A 17,400-nucleotide genomic window follows, 5' to 3' on the forward strand; every position below is an offset into this window, starting at 1 on the left:
TGGTGGCGCCTTACCAGGCTAAACAGATTAAAGGTCACTTCACGCTGAGGCAGGCTATTTTGCAACAGTTGCAGGGAACGCCACTTTCCGTCACTACCACGCCTAATGGTACGCTGACTATCTATGCGATGAATCCCACCTCGCCGGTTAAACCCGCCTCAGATTTGCAAGCTGCGCAGGACAGCGGTCAGACTCTGCCAACGATTACCGTTAACGGTGAGGCAGAACGCAGCGAAGATGAAACGGTATATAATCCATCAATGTCGAGTTCTGCGACGCGCACCAATTTATCCCTGCAGGATACGGCACAGTCCGTTCAGGTCATCAGCCGCAAAGTGCTGGACGATCAGCAGGCCACCTCTGTGGAAGATGCGCTGCGTAACGTAGGAGGGGTCAATCTTAGTACCGGTAATCGCGGACAAAATGGCGTTAGCATCCGAGGTTTTGCCATCACCTCAGGTTCCACAGACGGCGTATCCAATCCCAGCAACGCGGTAAACGGCAGCCCTTTGGGTTACTCCAGTATTGATGGTGTTGAGCGTATTGAGGTATTAAAAGGACCACAGGCGGTATTAGCAGGAAACAGCTCACCTGCGGGTTCGGTTAACCTTGTCCGTAAAGCGCCGACGGCTTATCCACTGCATACAATAAAAGTCGAGGTGGCCAAATACGGTGAAGTCAAAACCGCAATCGATCTCGGCGGACCATTAAACGACGATAAAACGTTCCGCTACCGCCTTAATGCATCCACCATGCACTCCGATAACAGCTTCCCGGATTTTAATGGTAATCGTGCCGACTACCTTGCACCGGTTCTCGCATGGGAAGGGGAAAAAACACATATAAAAGTGGGCGCCGAATTTACCAATACCCGAAAATCAGGCCCTGCAGCAACTCTTTATAGTAACGGCCATATTTTAAAACTGCCTGAATACCGACTGGGTGATAAAGATGACCACTTCGCTCTTGATTCTAAAACTACCTATTATGAACTGAAGCAGGATCTGTCAGATAACTGGTCGTTTAACAGTAAAGCCGCTTATGTGGACAGCGTGAATAATTTCCGCGTTCATGAAGTTTACAATGCTGCGCGCAATGGCAATTTACTGAGCCACGAGCTGGGTATCAGACAGGACACCACGTCCTTAAGCCTGCAGAACGATATCCGGGGCAAATTCGATACCGGGCCATTAACCCATAATGTTCTGATGGGTTATGATTACCAACATACAGAGACCACCGACTGGGAACTTGCTCAAGGGCGAATCTTCACGACGGGAAATTATAACAATCCTGACAGCCTTTCTTTTCCGCCAATACCCGATCCAACCGCTAAAAACTATAATACGCTCGAACAACAAAAGGGAATTATTCTTCAGGACCAGATTGATTTCTGGAAAAAGCTGCATCTGCAATTGTCCGCCAAGCGAGCGCAATGGACGTCAAAATCGACAGCCTATGTTTCACCAACGCGCACTTTAATTACCTTTTCAGATGAAACGAAATGGGTGCCCAGCTACGGTGTGAGTTATGACATTACGCCTGAGGTCACCGTCTATGCTAATTTACTCAACAGTTTTCAGACAAGTGGATTGCTGGACCCCCGGACCGGAAGTGCATTTGCACCTTCCACAGGAAAATCGAAGGAGGCCGGCTTTAAATTCAGTCTGCTCGACGATAACCTGACGATTACGACGTCAGCCTTTGACATTATTCAAAAAAATCTCATTATTACGAATTTTGCCGGTCAACCAGTCGGGACACAGGGAAGGGAAACCAAAGGTTTCGATTTCGATTTAAATGGTCAGATATTGCCGGGCTGGAATATCACCACCAGTTATACTTTCTCTCAGTCAAAAGATCCCGACAACGCGGCACTTATCGGTTACCAAAGCAAAGTTGTGGGTCAGCCAAAACATACCGCGAGCCTCTGGACCACCTATGAAATACAGCAAGGAAAATTACAGGGACTGGGTGCGGGTGTCGGGGTACAGGCAGCAAGCAGTACCTGGAACGGTTACAGAAACAACTATTTTAAAGAGGGCGGTTGGGCCCAAACGGATGCCTCCGTTTTCTATCATCAGCCTAAATATACGGTGACGCTGGGCGTGAATAATATATTTAATCGCACGCTCTATTATTACACCTCAACCCCTCAGTTTATCAGTGTGAAACCTGACAGGACAGCACGTCTGACGCTGACTTATTCGTTCTGATACATGTAAATCACCAGAGTATACTAACGTGGTAAATAAAATTCCATCGGATGATAACCGTCCGGGTACGTGGCAATTAATCTATCCTTTCTGGATATCATCAGAGAAATGGCTGGCTATATTATTACTGGCTGTCATCCTGATAATTAATTTTACCACGACCTATGCCTTTGTCGCATTGAACAGGCTACACGGAAAATTAACCGATGCACTGGTCGCACTCAACTGGCCGGTAATCAGCAATGTCATGATTGAAAGCCTGATTATCGGCGCGTTAACCACGGTATTGCCTTTGATAAGCGTACTGGCGATAAACTATCTCACGTTGCGATGGCGGACATGGATGACCGCTCGCTTTGTGGAACGCTGGACAGAACATCCTGCTTATTATCAGTTAGAACGGGACAACGTTATCAGCAACAGCGATCAACGCGTTGCGGAAGATATCAATCTTTTTACCGACGTCACAATCAATTTATCGACCAACATTATTAATGTGCTGGTCAACATGGTCACTTTCACCATTGTGCTGTGGGGATTATCAGGCGCGTTATCCATTAGCCTGGGCAGCACGACATTATCTATTCCCGGTTACATGGTGATTGTCGTCTATTTGTATTCTGTTGCCCATCTCGCGCTGGCGCACTGGCTGGGTAAAGTCCTGATCGGCGTGAATATGAATAAACAAACGGTGGAAGCTGACTTTCGTTTCCTTGGCATGCAGGTTCGGGAAAACGCCGAGCAAATTGCTTTTTTTGAAGGTGGAGAGCGTGAACGGCGGCGGCTATTTTCGCGCTTTGAACGGGTGCGCGCCAATACCCTGCTGATGATGCGTAAGACGTTCAGACTCAACTTTTTCCAGAGCTTTTTTTCGCAGGTATTTTCGCCCTTACCCACGCTGCTGGCACTCCCGTTGCTACTGTCGGGAAAAATAACGATGGGCGGCCTGACGCAGATCACGATGGCCTACGGAACCTTGCTTAGCACGCTTTCTTTTTTCCCACAGGCTTATCAGTCATTTACCAACTGGATGGCGCTGTCCAACCGACTTCGTGATCTGCTCTGGGCGTTAAATAAAGCGCGCGATAAGCCCTCAGGGATTTTACTGAAGCACCAGGGGACGCGCCTGCAGTGCGAGAACCTGACGCTTCGGCAGCCAGATGGTTCGTTACTGTCCCATCTGCCGCACTGGCAGGTACAGGCGGGCGAGCGCTGGGTGATTCGCGGCCGTTCGGGCTGTGGTAAGAGCACGCTATTACGCGCCTGCGCCGGGCTCTGGCCTTATGGCGAAGGCACTATTATTGCCCCCGAGTCTGTTCGTACGCTTTTTTTACCCCAGAAAAGCTATATCCCGGTAGGCACGTTAAAAAGTGCGCTGACCTATCCGCTTGAACCTGACGTTTTTACCGATCAGCAGTGCCAACAGGCGTTAATTGACTGTTGCCTGGAGGCTCACGCCGCTTCGTTAACACAATTTGACCGCTGGCAGCAGGTGCTCTCCGGCGGCGAACAGCAACGGCTGGCGATGGCCCGGGTGCTGTTGCACAAACCCGAAATGCTGTTTCTTGATGAAGCGACCAGCGCACTCGATCCGCAGACAGAAAACCGACTTTATCAGGCGCTTATCGACCAGTTGCCCAACTGTACGCTTATCAGCGTGGCACACCGTAAAGAGCTTGAACACTTCCACCCTCATATTCTCACGCTCACGGCCCGTTAATGAGCGTTAACGCTTGCAAAGGAAACACTATGACGCATAAATCCATTGAATTAACCGATCTTGAGCTTGATGTCTTTCTGGCCGATGCTCAGTTACCGGTTCTCGTCGATCTCTGGGCCCCCTGGTGCGCGCCTTGCCGAGCGATGTCGCCGATTATCGATAAGCTGGCCCGCAACACGGCGGGACATTTACTGGTCGCCAAACTTGATGTCGAAAAATATCCTTCCATCATGCAGCGCTTTAGCGTACGGGGCATTCCCACCTTATTGCTGTTTAACCCGGCTCAGGACCCGGTTCGGTTAGTGGGCGCTCAGTCTCTGGCTCAGCTCAACGAATGGCTTGCCAACCATCAGGTCAACATCTCGGTACCCACAGTGCACGTACAGCAGGACGAAAGTCTGGAATGGGGCAGTTTCTATGGGGATGACGAACTGCTCGCTTTTATTGCGGCACGTGTACTGCGACATGCCCGCGAGCGAGAGATTACCACGGGCCAGAGTCGCTACTGGATCGAGGGTAAAGGCACCCTTGCGGCGGCGATGGTCCATCAACCCGACAGTAATGCATTTGAACGTATCACCGGGCTTTCCGCTGCACTGGGCTGCCTGCTTGACCGTTGTGAATATCTCACGGTGGAACAGGTGGAAGGCCTGTTTGGGGCGTTACGGGCAGGTAAAGATTACCGGCTGGTGCCACCAGCGTTTATGCAGTGGTGGCTGAGCGATGGGTTCTTCCCCTGGGATAATCATCTGCGTGCGCCCGAGCTAATAACGCTACTGGCGCAGTGGCAAACACTGTGCGCCGACCGGTTTGCCGGACGCGAAACGACACCGCAGGCCTGGGCCGATATTGGCAATCTGGCATCTTCCCTGTTGTCTGGCTTCCAAACGTCAGACCGACAGCTGGAAAAGATAGTCGCCATGATGATCCAACATCTTTCACCGTTTCCGGTTACGACCGACGGTGAACGGTGGGACATCATCACGAAAAATATGAACTGGGCGCATTTCCACATTATGCAAATCCACTCAGGCTGGAGCGACGACGATCGCGCCACACCAGAGAAGCGAATGGGATGGTTTATGGCGAAAGAGCGTCAAACGCCGACGGGCAAGCTCACTCAGGGGGAGATCGCCCAGCTCAGAGAAGAATGGAAGTCGCTAAATGGTGAATTTATTAGTAAAGAAAACGCGCTTCATCAAAACCTGTTGCAGCTTGCGCTGCCAATAAGCACAGCATCGCAGACGGTTTTGAATCGCCTGCTTGCCGCGGCACCGGACCTTTAATAATGATGCATAAACAGGGGGCCGCTATGGCAAATACGTTGGCGCACAGCCGGGTTCAGCTGTCGGACCTGGCTGACAGCGTTATCAGGATGGCCTTGCAGGAAGGGGCTTCCGATGCGCAGGTGATGTTTAACGAAAGCACAGGACTGCTACTTGAAATGCGTCAGGGCCGGTTAAAAACGCGCACCCGCGCCAGTCAATCCAGCCTGTTTCTCACCGTTTACCGAGGTCATCATCAGGGAACGACCAGCTCAACGAACTATTCGTCTGCAAGCCTGCGTGAAACGGTGCAGGCCGCATGCCGTATTGCAGGTTACACCGGCGAAGATCGTTTCGCCGGACTGGCGGAGGCACGCTTTCTTTGCCGTGCATCGGACGAACTGGACCTCTGGCATCCCTGGAACCTCGACGAAGCCGATGCGACAGCACTGGCACAGCGCATAGAGGCCGGGATTGTTTCAGCGGGTGACGACGTCATTAGCGACGGTGTTACCGTGCACACCGGGCACTCGGACTGCTTCATCATGAACAGTCATGGATTTAGCTGCAGCGAACGCCAGAGCAATCACCTGATGGCAGCCCGCGCGCTGGCCCGTAAGCAGAATCGCAGCCTGCTGGATTTCCATTTCTCGGTTGCCCGCCACGCCCAGTCACTCATGGCACCGGAAGAGATCGGACGCCGGGCTGGAAATGGCGCGATAGCGGCGCTGGATACTGCCCCGCTTCAGGGCAGCCAGCGCTGTCCGGTCTTGTTTGACGCTAAATGTGCGCTGTCTTTGCTTGACCATCTGGTTCAGGCGACCAGCGGTAGCGTGCTGTATCACCGTAACAGCTTCCTCGCTGACAGACTGGGCGAGACGGTTTTCAGCGACCACGTCAGCGTCACTGAAGATCCCTTCGCGCCGCAGGGGCTCGCCAGCCGGTCATTCGACGGCGACGGTATCGGCGGCACAACCCGCAAGATCGTTAATCAGGGGATTCTGGCGGGTTTTTTCCTCTCGGCTTATGCCGCGCGCCATCTTGATATGGCTCCGACCGGGAATGGCTGGGGGCCGGGAAACCTGTCTCTGACCAGCAGCCTGACGCAGAAGGGCGATGATTTCGACGCGATGGTAAAAAAACTTCATACCGGGCTGATCGTGACCAGTTTCAGCGGCGGCGGGCCACGGTTGATTAACGGTGATTACTCGCGAAGCCTGCGGGGTTTTTGGGCTGAAGGCGGGCAAATACGGTACGCCGTTGATGGCGTTACGGTGGCGGGTAACCTGGCCGAAATGTTGCGCAACATTGTGGCTATCGGGACTGACGTGATAACCCAGGGTGCACTGACTTCCGGGTCTGTATTAATTGATAACCTTCAGGTGGCAGGACGCTGAGCCAAAGGAGTTTTACTATGAGTCAAACAGGCACAACCACTCGCCTGGTACAGGCCAAACAGCAATTGCTGGAACCCTACGGCCTGAGCGATGCCCTGCTACAGGACATCATGGGACGGATTCTCGTCCATCGGGTCGATTACGCAGATTTATATGTGCAGAGTCTTCGCCATGAAAGTTGGGCAATGGAAAATGGCGTGGTGAACTTTGGATCGTTTGATGTCGATCAGGGGTTCGGCCTGCGTGCGGTAGAGTACGATCAGACCGCCTTCGCTTATTCTCAGCATCTTGATCTCAAACATTTGCGCGAAGCCGCGCGATCGGTGCGGACCATCGCTAAGCATTGCTGTCTCGCCCTGCCTGAACCTGTTAAAGCCCGGCCCGAGTCAACGCATATCGGCTCCCGCGATCCCTTAGTGGCATGGGAGGCGGCAGAGAAAATCAGTCTGCTCGAAAAAATCAACCAAATGACTCGTGCGCTTGACCCACGGGTGATTCAGGTCACGGCCAGCCTTCGATTGTCCCATTCGGTTAACTATGTCCTGCGCCATGATTTTTATCAGGCTGCAGATATTCGTCCGATGCTGCTGTTGCAGGTCAGCGTCATCGTCGAGCAGCGGGGCGTCCGTGAGTCGGCCACGACCGGCATAGGTGGGCGCGGCGATTTCAACATGTTCAACGATCAGGTGCTGCAACAGACTTTACGCACGATGGTGGATTCAGCACTGATAAATTTAGAGGCGGTTGCGGCCCCGTCCGGCGGAATGCCTGTTGTCATTGCCGCCGGATGGCCCGGCATGTTGTTGCATGAAGCGATGGGGCATGGCTTTGAAGGTGACTATAACCGGCTGGGTACCTCAGTTTACGCAGGGCGCATCGGAGAGAGAGTTGCACCACCTGGGGTGAATATCGTCGATGACGGCACGCTACAGGGGCGCCGGGGTTCGCTCAATACAGATGATGAGGGGCACCCGACGCAGTGCACCTCATTGATTGAAGACGGTATTCTGCAAGGTTATATGCACGACAGCCTGAGTGCCCGTCTGATGAAACTTCCCCCCACTGGCAATGGCCGACGTCAGTCCTACGCGTATCTTCCTATGCCGCGCATGACAAACACCTTTATGCGTAATGGCCAGTATGAACCTGAGGAGATCATTGCGTCTGTTAAACGTGGATTATATCTGGCTAACCTGGGCAGCGGACAGGTGGATATCGTCAGTGGCCAATACAGCTTTCAAAGCGCGCTGGCCTACCTGATCGAAGACGGCAAAATTACAACACCGGTTAAAGGCGCCACGCTGACCGGAAAGGGACCGGAAACGCTGCAGCAGATCAGCATGGTTGGCAACGATCTGGCCCTGGATCGTGGCGTCGCCACCTGCGGGAAATCGGGACAAAATGTTCCAGTGGGCGTAGGGCAACCGACGCTTAAAGTGGATAACCTCATCGTTGGCGGCACGCGCCAGCGATGAGGTCATCATCCGACGAAACCGGTCTGTGGCGCTTGTCGCTTTGACGGACGCTACGGGTGGGCTGACCGCTGTTCAAATGTCGATGCCAGCGTTTGCGCGCGCTGCGGACGCGCCAGAGCCCGCAGCGATCATGTGTTTTATAAGCCAAAAATGAACCTGCCGTCACTGACTGGCGGTAAGGGGAATCTTGAGACGGTTAACGCTTTCTCGGGTAAGGAATGATGATGAAATTAACGCCATCCTGGACTGATGCATTTGCCCGGATGCCATTAACCTATTTGCGCCAGGAATATCCCAGTCATCTTGTACACTTAATGCTTGATGACAGTGATGCCTTGTCGCCACGTGTACTGCATCCGGTTTTCTATGGCTGCTACGACTGGCACTCTGCGGTACACGGTTATTGGCTGTTGCTCCGTGCCCTGAGCCTTTATCCCACGTTGTCATGCCGTGATGAAATCATTGCTGTTTTTCATGCGCATTTTACTGAAGAAAATATCGCGCAGGAACGTGCTTATTTTACCGTACCGTTTCGCACGGCGTTCGAACGTCCTTACGGTTATGCATGGTTGCTTGGCTTATCCGGGGAGCTGAAAAAATCTGCCTTGCCGCAGGCTGCACAGTGGTATCAGAGGCTTGAGCCACTGACGCAGGACATTCGCAGTCGCTTTATCGACTACTTCAGTAAGCTGACCTACGCTATTCGGGTCGGGACCCATACCAATTCAGCCTTTGCGCTGATGTTAGCACTGGATTACGCACGCACTTTAGAGGACAGCTTGCTGGAAAACGTCATCGTTAATGTCGCAGAACGTTTTTACCGCGAGGACACTGATTATCCAGCACATTATGAACCCGGTGGGGACGAATACCTTTCTGGTGCATTAACGGAAGCCATGTTAATGAGTAAAGTCACCGTTAACTTCGCCAACTGGTTCGATGCATTTCTACCTGATATCGCCAGTAAGACCGCGCTGATGCAGCCTGCAGAGGTCAGCGATCGTACCGATCCCACCATCACACATCTTGACGGATTGAATCTCAGCAGAGCCTGGTGCTTTAGGCATCTTGCTGTTGCATTGCCAAACGCTCATCCCGCAGTCTCGTTGCTTCAGGCCGCAGCCGAACGGCATCTGACAGCCAGTCTCCCTCACGTGGTGGGCAGCCATTACAGCGGCGGCCACTGGCTTGCCAGCTTTGCACTGCTGGCTTTGGCGTCGCCTGTTGACGGCCAGGCTCATCATCAAACGTGATCTAGCGTTTGAGATCCTCTCCGGCATCCTGAGGTTACGATAACAAGATACGTAGCAGTAAACCGATGGTCCTGTAGATATCGCAGGGAATTTGTCATGACGCTGTTTTCAATGACAAAGCGCGGTCCGTTTGCGGCAAAGACGTTGACGCCGTTTGGCATCTTGACGCTAGAGCCTGCGCTTTTGCTGGGTGCGGGCGTGGGACGTTTTTGGGGCACGAGGGCAGAAATGTACTGGACGATGATGTGCGAAGCGGCGTTGTCTCATGCCACGCGCTTCTGATATCTGATCACAGCAAAATGATGGCTGGTTTTACCATTGTTTTACCCTCACCAATCGCAGGCAATAAAAAACCAACCGTAAAGGTTGGTTTTTTAAGGGATAATTTGGTCGGCACGAGAGGATTTGAACCTCCGACCCCTGACACCCCATGACAGTGCGCTACCAGGCTGCGCTACGTGCCGAACTTTGGAAAGCTAGTCTACTGATTCTCTGCACGAATGCAAGCGATCAGGCAACTAACTGCCTCATTATTAATCAGTTAGCGATAAAACGTTTCTCTTCTGTGAGCACCTGCAACAAGAGCGCGAGTTCCGGTTTGTGATCTTTCAATACATTTCCACTGGCGTCGTAAGCACGGTAGCTGCCGTTATTGTTCAGCACCAGCGTGATTTTAGGCGTGGTAATGACCAGCTTATTATCTTCGCTACTGGTGACCCAGTCATGACGACGCTGAGCAGCAAACAGATCTTCGCCTTGAGCATAGTTGACCGGATTAGTGCGCACATGCAGCAGGCGCTGCATCAGGGTCACCATCACGTCCTGATGATCGGAAAGCCGAGTCACCGTCTGCGCGGGCGTGTCCGGCCAGTGAATAACCAGTGGCACCTGCAAGGTCTGGCGATTGCCTTCGTTGTCCGGATTGCCATCCAGCGCCACACCATGCTGAGCGGTAATGACCACCACGGTGTTTTTCAGTAAGTCACGTTGTTGCAGTGTGGTAAGGATGGCCTGAATCTGTTCATTGAGGGCAGGAGCCTGCCGCATATAGCTTCGCTGACGTGCTTTGTCGTTATCACCGCTCACCCTTGGGCCGTTCAGCGCCACCCAGGAGAACCAGGGCGTACCATCGCCTTTTTGGGCACTCAGCCAGCTTTGCCATTGTGAAACGGTGCTGGTATTGGGCTGCTCCTCGCTGGGGGGCAGAGAGTAGTCGGACAGCAGCGCCTGACGATACAGTGGCTGACTAAAACCCTCTGACGAGAACAGGCCAAACTGATAGCCCTGGGTGCTCAGTGCAGTAAGCAGGGCAGACGGCGTCCGCTGTGCCAGAACACCGTTCATATAACTCGGGGAGATGCCGTAGAACAGGCCAAACAGGCCTTTTTCTGCGTTGTCCCCGGCGCTGAAATGCTGGGTAAAGCGCACGTTCTGGCTGGCAAACTGGTTCAACGCCGGCAGGGCGTTATCGGCACTGGCACTGTTCAGACCATCCACCGTAATGACCAACAGGTTATCGCGTGAGCCTTTGTCCGCAAAGGTGATATCGCTGAGCGGATACTGCACTGCCGCAGCCTCAGGATCGCCTTGCTGCACCAGACGGCGCTGATATTCCTGCGCATCCAGCAAGCCGTGACGCTCAAGAAAGCGACGGGCGGTCATCGGATAAGAAAGGGGCAGATTCGCACGTTGCATCGTGATCGGGCGATAAAAATTAGCGTCCGCCCAGATATACATCAAATGACTGGCAAAAAAGGCGCTGATAAAAAGGGCGGCCAGCGGCTTACCAAACGAACGGCGGTTCAGGCTACGCAGCTTCTGCCAGCTCCAGGTGGCAAACAGAATCTCCACCAGAAAAATGAGCGGCACGCCGATAAACATCAGCTGCCAGTCGCGCGCCATCTCACTTTGATCGGGGTTAATCACCAGTTCCCACACCACCGGATTAAGGTGTAAATGGAAACGGTTAAAGACGGCGCTGTCGACCATCAGCAGTGTCAAACCGGCGGTGGCGACCACCGTCGAAATCACCCGCATCAGACGTTGCGACATCACCACAAACGTCAGCGGGAAGATAATCAGCAGATAAACGGCAAATACAATAAAGCTGAAGTGACCAATCCAGCTGCTGTACGCATAAATGCGCCCAGCCAGTGAAGCAGGCCAGTCGGCAACCAACAGATAGCGGCTACCCAGAATGAGCGCGAAAAAGATATTGAACAGGGCAAACCAGTGTCCCCAGCTAATCATCTGGGAGACTTTTTCGCGGTAGCGCTGTCGGTTGGTTACCATAGTTTGACGTCAGATTAGCGAATTAATGGGCGCTGTCGTCTACCGACGCCTGCAGGGCATCAGCAAAAGAACGGGCCAGAGAGCGGCGTTGCGCGGGAGCAACATCGCTGTTGATCAGATTGGTTACCATGTTCCCCAGTACCATCAGGGAAAGGTCGGTTGGCGCCTGGTCTTTTTGCAAAACCTGCGCCATTTCCGCGAGGAGTTGTTCAACGCGTTGGTCGCTGTAACGGGATGATTGTGGCATAGCGAAAACTTATCTCGTCTCAAAAGGCGATATAGTACCGGAACAGCGCACTTTTTTCCGCAAATTTATCGAAAGCGCGGTGTTCGGGTTGTGCATGGAGTTGAAAGCTGCTGCTGGCGGTGTTTGAATACGCGCCTGTGCTATTAGGAGAGTTTACCATGAGTCTGGATATCGACCAGATTGCCTTGCACCAGTTAATCAAACGTGATGAAAATCAGTTAGAGCTGGTGCTTCGTGATTCGTTACTGCCGGCCACCAATACCGTCGAGGCGATGGTGGAAGAGCTGCACCGTGTATACAGTGCAAAAAGTAAAGCTTACGGGCTGTTTAATGCTGAAAGCGAACTGGCAGATGCACTGCGCAACTGCCGCAAGGGTAACGATGATTTTCTCGCTTTTAGCCGGGCTGCTACCGGACGCCTGCGTGATGAACTGGCAAAATATCCGTTCGCCGAAGGCGGCGTGGTGCTGTTTATCCAGTACCGCTATCTGGCGGTAGAATACTTGCTGGTGGCGGTGTTAAACAGCCAGTCGAGTATGCGCGTCAACGAACAGATGGATATCAGCAGTACCCACTATCTGGATATCAATCACGCCGATATTGTGGCACGAATCGATCTTACCGAGTGGGAAACCAGTCCTGAATCGACGCGCTACCTCACCTTCCTGCGTGGACGGGTAGGGCGAAAAGTTTCTGATTTCTTCATGGATTTTCTGGGGGCGGAAGTCGGACTGGATACCAAGGCGCAGAACCGGGGGCTGTTACAGGCGGTAGATGACTATTGTGACGAGTCGAATCTGGATAAGAATGAACGACAAAACTATCGTCAGCAGGTTTACAGCTACTGTAATGAACAGCTTCAGGCTGGGGAAGAGATCGCGCTGAAAGCGTTATCAGGTGAGCTGCCGCCACTGGGTGAAAAGACGTTTGAAGCCTTTACTCAGGAGCAGGGCTATGAACTGGAAGAGCATTTCCCGGCAGATCGCAGTACGTTACGTCAGTTAACCAAGTTTGCCGGTAGCGGTGGGGGGCTGACCCTGAACTTCGATGCCCTGTTGCTTGGCGAGCGCATTTTCTGGGATCCGGTCACCGATACGCTGACCATCAAAGGAACACCGCCTAACCTGCGTGAGCAGCTGCAACGCCGCACCAGCAGTAAATAAGCATCTGCCCGATCCGGCGTTCTGGCGGATAACAGGCAAAATAAAAGGGCCGGTTTCGCAACCGGCCCTTCTACTTTCAACGCATTCGGCGATTAAGCGCGAACGAAGTCGATGTGGTGCAGTTTTGGCTTGAACGGATGACGCTGAACAGCCTGCACTTTAACTTTGGTTTCTTTACCGTCAACCACCAGAGTCAGCACTTCTTCGTAGAAGCCTGGCTTGGTTTGCAGGTTCATCACCTGGTCGTGGTCGAGGTCGATAGCAACAGCGGCTTCTGAACCACCATAAATGATGGCCGGGAAGCGGTTTGCTGCGCGCAGGCGGCGGCTCGCACCCTTACCCTGCTCTTTACGTTCTACTGCATTGATAGTGAACATTAATACGTCTCTTTATGATTTCTGCTACAGGCGACCCAGTAACAGAAGGGTTATTCAACACCGCTTATGCACATGCAAAAGCGGGCGGCATTATAGCGGTAATCCCCTACAGGGGCAAACGCTAATAAGGCTTAGCGCAGTTCGTTAGCGCGGCGAAAGCGCCCCTGGTAGTCAAACAGCTTTTCGCGAATCTGCCAGAACTGGCCTTTGGCACGGGCCACCACAAAATCGGGATGGCGCAGAAGAGGCTGCAGGGCCAGCACATCGGCGGCGGTTTGCCAGCCCAGCGGCACGCCGGGCGCGCGCTGATGCGGGCGCATAAACAGGTGCTCAAACGCCTTGCGCTGTGCGGGCGTTTGCAGACGAAACCGCTCACTGACGCTGGTGCCATCTTCATCGAAATAGGTGGCTTTCAACCATTCGCCTTTGTCGTCGCGGCCCTGTTCCAGCGTCATGCCGCCGCAGCGCAGAACGCGCGCATCTTTCAGCTTCAGCGCGGCTTTAAGCATATCGTCAGGATCGACCAGAATCTTGTCGCATTCGCGGCAGCGGCGCGCGGCGATGTCGTTTTCCGCGTTGCACGCCGGGCAGTTCTTAAACCGAAAGCGGTAGTCACACTGCTCGCGCCCGCCGTCGTCGTCTTCCAGTACGCCCTGACAACGTCGGCCAAAGTGCTCAATCACCATGCCATCGCTCGTGGCCTTGCCCCAGAAGGTATTGGCGAAGCCGCAGGCCGGGCAAAATACCTGCACGGGCTGATTGTCACTTTTCCCTTTCGGTGCGCCCACTTCAGGCGTAAACAGATCGTGAGGATTACCGGCATAGTCCAGAATCAGGCAGTCTTTTTTGCCGGGCGACAGGCGCAGACCGCGCCCGACAATCTGTTGATACAGGCTGACTGACTCGGTAGGGCGCAGGATCGCGATCAGATCCACATGCGGCGCATCGAAGCCGGTGGTTAGCACCGCAACGTTGACCAGAAACTTAAGCTGCTGGGCTTTAAACGCCGCGATTAGCGCATCCCGATCTTTCGCGTGAGTTTCTGCCGACACCAGCGCGCTGTTTTCAGGCAGCAGGCCCAAAATTTCGCGCGCGTGTTCGACGGTGGCGGCAAAAATCATCACGCCGTGGCGATCCTCGGCAAATTCCACAATCTGCTGGATAATATGAGGCGTCACCCGCTGCTGCTGTTTGAGTTCCCGATTCAGGTCGGCTTCGCTGAACAGGCCATTTGCCTGAGCGGTGAGGCGGCTGAAATCATACTGAACCACCGGCATATCCAGCCGTTCCGGCGGCACCAGAAACTGATGCTTGATCATATAGCGCAGGGGCAGTTCATAGATGCAGTCGCGAAACAGGGCCTGCTCGTCGCCCCGAACCATACCGTGATAATGAAAACGGTAGATCCAGCCTTTGCCCAGGCGAAACGGTGTTGCGGTCAGGCCGAGCAGACGCAACTGAGGATTATGCTGGCGCAGGTGATTAAAAATTTGCTGATACTGGCTCGCTTTGTCATCACCAATGCGGTGGCACTCATCTACAATCACCAGCGAAAAGGCGCGGTCAAACAGGCTGAGATTACGTGCAACAGACTGGACGCTACCGAACACGACTTTCCGCTGGCTTTCTTTGCGCTGCAATCCTGCCGCAAAGATGTCAGCCTCAAGTCCGTAAGCCTGATACTTGCTGTGATTTTGCGCCACCAGCTCTTTGACGTGCGCCAGCACCAGCACCCGACCTCGAGCCAGGCGCGCCAGCTCGGCGATCACCAGGCTTTTTCCGGCCCCGGTGGGCAGAACGATCACGGCAGGTTCAGGATGACGACGGAAGTGGGCGAGGGTGGCATCGACCGCTTCCTGTTGATAAGGGCGTAAGGTAAAAGACATGCTGTTCACTTTTGTAAAACCTGCCGCAATTATGCCACGAATCCACAATAAACGCGCTGTCAGCGAGGCGCAGATCAGGCTATACTTCCCCTACTTTTTCAACGGTTAAAAATGCCGTTTTAGTTTCCCTCCGCAGTAACAGGCAAAACGAATTCATGCGACTCGACAAATTCATCTCTCAGCAACTGGAAATCAGCCGTGCCATCGCCGCACGTGAAATCCGTGGTCAACGTGTTACCGTTAACGGTGATGTGGTGCGCGACACCGCTTTCAAACTCCAGCCCGATCATGAGGTTGAGTATGACGGCAATGTATTGCAGATGCAGACCGGGCCGCGCTACTTTATGCTGAACAAACCTCAGGGCTATGTCTGCTCAACGGACGATCCCGATCATCCCACCATCGTCTATTTCATTGAAGAACCGATGGCGTTTAAGCTGCATGCCGCAGGCCGGCTGGATATTGATACCACCGGTTTAGTCCTGCTGACGGACGACGGTCAGTGGTCACATCGCATTACCTCACCGCGCCACCATTGTGAGAAAACTTATCGGGTAACGCTGGAAGCGCCGGTGAGCGATGACACGGCCGCACAGTTCAGCGCCGGGGTGCAGCTGCATAATGAAAAAAGCCTGACTAAACCCGCTCAGCTTGAGGTCATCACCCCCACGGAAGTGCTGCTGACCTTGAGCGAAGGCCGCTATCACCAGGTCAAACGCATGTTTGCAGCCGTGGGTAACCGGGTCGTTGGCCTGCACCGCGAGCGCATTGGTGAAATTGTGCTGGACGAGGCGCTGGAACCGGGTGAATACCGCCCGTTAACGGAAGAAGAGATAGCCAGCATTGGCTTACCGGATGAACTTAAACAAAAATAGCGAGAAACCTGGTGCGTAAGGAAAAGAATTCGCCAATGGGGCTGGTCGTCATCCTCGGCCTGTTAGCGATGTTGATGCCGTTGTCGATAGATATGTATCTGCCTGCAATGCCACAAATTGCGCGCCAGTTTGCCGTGTCCGCCGGTAGCGTTCAGATGACGCTCAATCTTTATATCCTGGGTTTTGCCATCGGTCAGTTGATCTACGGTCCGCTCGCCGACAGCTATGGCCGCAAGCCGGTGATTACGCTCGGCACCCTGATATTTGCCTGTGCAGCGGCAGCCTGCGCACTTTCGCAGTCGATTGAACAACTGATTGCGATGCGTTTTTTACACGGTCTGGCGGCAGCGGCGGCCAGCGTCGTGATCAATGCGTTGATGCGTGACAGTTACTCGAAAGAAGACTTCTCGCGCATGATGTCGTTCGTCATGTTGATTACCACCATTGCACCGCTGCTGGCGCCCATCATCGGCGGCTGGCTGCTGTTAGTCTGGAGCTGGCACGCCATTTTCTGGACGCTGTCGATAGCGGCGGTTATCACCACTGTGCTGGTGGCAACCCAGATTCGCGAAACCCTTAAACCTGAGCAGCGACAGCGCTTTCACCTGCGCACCACGCTGGGTAACTTCGTTATCCTGTTTCGCCATAAGCGCGCGTTCAGCTATATGTTATCGAGCGGATTCTCGTTTGCGGGGCTGTTTACCTTTCTCAACGCTGGCCCCTTTGTTTACATAGAACTGAATCACATTTCACCGCAGAGTTTTGGCTACTATTTCGGTCTGAATATTGTGTTTTTGTTCATCATGACGCTGATTAACAGCCGGGCAGTGCGCCGTTTTGGCCCCGTGGTCCTGTTTCGCTTCGGGTTGTTGGTGCAGTTTGCTATGGGCATCTGGCTGTTGATCGTCAGCGCTTTCGATCTGGGGTTCCTGCCGCTGGTATTAGGCATTGCAATGTTCATCGGCTGCGTGTCGATGGTGTCGTCAAATGCTATGGCGGTTATCCTTGATGAGTTTCCGCATATGGCCGGTACGGCCTCTTCTCTGGCGGGCACCTTGCGTTTTGGCGTGGGTGCGCTGGCGGGGGCGCTGCTCTCCCTGTTCAGCTTCAACAGTGCCTGGCCCATGGTGGGAACCATTGCACTGTGCGCGACAATCTCCGTCTCGTTATTTCTTTACGCCTCACGTCCGCGTACCGTCGCCCGCTAAGCGGGCGTCTGCCATCCTCTTTTTCC

At 53.6% G+C, this 17,400-nt stretch carries 14 protein-coding genes and 1 tRNA gene; 10 read left to right on the top strand and 5 right to left on the bottom strand.

The genetic code is table 11. The features are described 5' to 3' along the window. Positions 1–59 precede the first annotated feature (59 nt). The 7 genes from QLG08_RS01555 (at position 60) to QLG08_RS01585 (ending at position 9,608) form a co-directional block, all read left to right on the top strand. Positions 60–2,216, top strand: a complete 2,157-nt coding sequence (locus QLG08_RS01555) for a TonB-dependent siderophore receptor (RefSeq protein WP_282472785.1) — start codon at positions 60–62, stop codon at positions 2,214–2,216. Positions 2,217–2,244: 28 nt separating this feature from the next. Continuing rightward, complete coding sequence (locus tag QLG08_RS01560; RefSeq protein ID WP_105091623.1) at positions 2,245–3,936, top strand: ABC transporter ATP-binding protein/permease; 1,692 nt, start codon at positions 2,245–2,247, stop codon at positions 3,934–3,936. Positions 3,937–3,965: 29 nt separating this feature from the next. Further along, complete coding sequence (locus tag QLG08_RS01565; protein ID WP_105088295.1) at positions 3,966–5,222, top strand: thioredoxin domain-containing protein; 1,257 nt, start codon at positions 3,966–3,968, stop codon at positions 5,220–5,222. A gap of 26 nt (positions 5,223–5,248) precedes the next feature. Continuing rightward, entirely contained in the window at positions 5,249–6,598 is a 1,350-nt protein-coding gene (locus QLG08_RS01570; RefSeq protein WP_282472786.1) for a metallopeptidase TldD-related protein, read from the top strand. A 17-nt stretch (positions 6,599–6,615) separates the two neighbouring features. Then, positions 6,616–8,073, top strand: a complete 1,458-nt coding sequence (gene tldD, locus QLG08_RS01575) for a metalloprotease TldD (RefSeq protein WP_013026463.1) — start codon at positions 6,616–6,618, stop codon at positions 8,071–8,073. A 224-nt stretch (positions 8,074–8,297) separates the two neighbouring features. Then, positions 8,298–9,326, top strand: a complete 1,029-nt coding sequence (locus QLG08_RS01580; RefSeq protein ID WP_042678205.1) for a DUF2891 domain-containing protein — start codon at positions 8,298–8,300, stop codon at positions 9,324–9,326. A gap of 96 nt (positions 9,327–9,422) precedes the next feature. Continuing rightward, complete coding sequence (locus tag QLG08_RS01585; protein ID WP_064352332.1) at positions 9,423–9,608, top strand: hypothetical protein; 186 nt, start codon at positions 9,423–9,425, stop codon at positions 9,606–9,608. A gap of 105 nt (positions 9,609–9,713) precedes the next feature. Here QLG08_RS01585 and QLG08_RS01590 read toward each other — a convergent pair. The 3 genes from QLG08_RS01590 to QLG08_RS01600 form a co-directional block, all read right to left on the bottom strand. Then, positions 9,714–9,790, bottom strand: a tRNA-Pro gene (locus QLG08_RS01590). Positions 9,791–9,863: 73 nt separating this feature from the next. Next, positions 9,864–11,618 carry an LPS biosynthesis-modulating metalloenzyme YejM gene (yejM, locus tag QLG08_RS01595; RefSeq protein ID WP_019106559.1) on the bottom strand — a complete coding sequence of 585 codons (1,755 nt, stop codon included), beginning with the start codon at positions 11,616–11,618 and terminating at the stop codon, positions 9,864–9,866. Positions 11,619–11,640: 22 nt separating this feature from the next. Then, on the bottom strand, positions 11,641–11,865 hold the full coding sequence (locus QLG08_RS01600) for a YejL family protein (RefSeq protein ID WP_013026459.1): 225 nt from the start codon (positions 11,863–11,865) through the stop codon (positions 11,641–11,643). A 158-nt stretch (positions 11,866–12,023) separates the two neighbouring features. Here QLG08_RS01600 and yejK point away from each other — a divergent pair, with 158 nt between their 5' ends. Continuing rightward, a complete protein-coding gene (gene yejK / locus QLG08_RS01605; protein ID WP_105091618.1) occupies positions 12,024–13,028 on the top strand; it encodes a nucleoid-associated protein YejK in 1,005 nt (334 codons plus the stop codon). Between the two features lie 92 nt (positions 13,029–13,120). Here the strand turns inward: yejK and rplY are convergent, their stop codons facing one another. Together rplY and QLG08_RS01615 are read right to left on the bottom strand one after the other, a co-directional pair. After that, positions 13,121–13,405 (bottom strand): 50S ribosomal protein L25, encoded by a 285-nt coding sequence (rplY, locus tag QLG08_RS01610; protein ID WP_013026457.1) that lies wholly within the window; start codon positions 13,403–13,405, stop codon positions 13,121–13,123. 131 nt (positions 13,406–13,536) lie between these two features. Further along, on the bottom strand, positions 13,537–15,291 hold the full coding sequence (locus QLG08_RS01615) for a DEAD/DEAH box helicase family protein (RefSeq protein WP_110015431.1): 1,755 nt from the start codon (positions 15,289–15,291) through the stop codon (positions 13,537–13,539). Positions 15,292–15,446: 155 nt separating this feature from the next. Between QLG08_RS01615 and rsuA the strand changes: the two genes are divergently transcribed. Together rsuA and QLG08_RS01625 are read left to right on the top strand one after the other, a co-directional pair. Beyond that, complete coding sequence (gene rsuA, locus QLG08_RS01620) at positions 15,447–16,166, top strand: 16S rRNA pseudouridine(516) synthase RsuA (RefSeq protein WP_013026455.1); 720 nt, start codon at positions 15,447–15,449, stop codon at positions 16,164–16,166. An 11-nt stretch (positions 16,167–16,177) separates the two neighbouring features. Next, positions 16,178–17,374, top strand: a complete 1,197-nt coding sequence (locus QLG08_RS01625; RefSeq protein ID WP_013026454.1) for a Bcr/CflA family multidrug efflux MFS transporter — start codon at positions 16,178–16,180, stop codon at positions 17,372–17,374. The last annotated feature ends 26 nt before the right edge of the window (positions 17,375–17,400 follow it).

The organism is Pantoea sp. V106_11 (assembly GCF_029967885.1).
Classification (GTDB): Bacteria; Pseudomonadota; Gammaproteobacteria; order Enterobacterales; family Enterobacteriaceae; genus Pantoea; species Pantoea ananatis.

Bases quoted from the DNA above. Each gene is read 5' to 3' on its own strand.
- QLG08_RS01565 (WP_105088295.1), top strand. From the start codon at position 3,966: ATGACGCATAAATCCATTGAATTAACCGATCTTGAGCTTGATGTCTTT.
- QLG08_RS01570 (WP_282472786.1), top strand. From the start codon at position 5,249: ATGGCAAATACGTTGGCGCACAGCCGGGTTCAGCTGTCGGACCTGGCT.
- tldD (WP_013026463.1), top strand. From the start codon at position 6,616: ATGAGTCAAACAGGCACAACCACTCGCCTGGTACAGGCCAAACAGCAA.
- QLG08_RS01580 (WP_042678205.1), top strand. From the start codon at position 8,298: ATGAAATTAACGCCATCCTGGACTGATGCATTTGCCCGGATGCCATTA.
- QLG08_RS01585 (WP_064352332.1), top strand. From the start codon at position 9,423: ATGACGCTGTTTTCAATGACAAAGCGCGGTCCGTTTGCGGCAAAGACG.
- yejM (WP_019106559.1), bottom strand. From the start codon at position 11,618: ATGGTAACCAACCGACAGCGCTACCGCGAAAAAGTCTCCCAGATGATT.
- QLG08_RS01600 (WP_013026459.1), bottom strand. From the start codon at position 11,865: ATGCCACAATCATCCCGTTACAGCGACCAACGCGTTGAACAACTCCTC.
- yejK (WP_105091618.1), top strand. From the start codon at position 12,024: ATGAGTCTGGATATCGACCAGATTGCCTTGCACCAGTTAATCAAACGT.
- rplY (WP_013026457.1), bottom strand. From the start codon at position 13,405: ATGTTCACTATCAATGCAGTAGAACGTAAAGAGCAGGGTAAGGGTGCG.
- QLG08_RS01615 (WP_110015431.1), bottom strand. From the start codon at position 15,291: ATGTCTTTTACCTTACGCCCTTATCAACAGGAAGCGGTCGATGCCACC.
- rsuA (WP_013026455.1), top strand. From the start codon at position 15,447: ATGCGACTCGACAAATTCATCTCTCAGCAACTGGAAATCAGCCGTGCC.